The following is a 220-nucleotide window of genomic DNA, read 5'->3' as shown; positions in this document are numbered from 1 at the left end:
CGGTGGCCGCGTGTGATGTGGCCGACCGTGCGGCGCTGGCCGGTCTGCTCGACTCGGTCGAGCTGTCGGCGGTGTTCCACACGGCCGGTGTGCTGGACGCCGGTGTCGTCGACGGCCTGAGGGTGGAGCGGTTCGCCACGGTGGCGCGTCCGAAGGTGGATGCGGCGCTCAACCTGCACGAGCTGACGGCCGGGATGGACCTGTCGGCGTTCGTCCTGTT

General features: G+C 70.9%; 1 protein-coding gene. It reads left to right on the top strand.

Translation table 11 applies throughout. The features are described from left to right. Positions 1 to 220: KR domain-containing protein (locus UK12_RS36100; RefSeq protein ID WP_045307464.1), on the top strand; the 220-nt coding region annotated here is incomplete at both ends.

The sequence above is a fragment of the Saccharothrix sp. ST-888 genome, assembly GCF_000955975.1.
GTDB lineage: Bacteria > Actinomycetota > Actinomycetes > Streptomycetales > Streptomycetaceae > Kitasatospora.
This window is presented reverse-complemented; position numbering and strand designations above follow the sequence as displayed.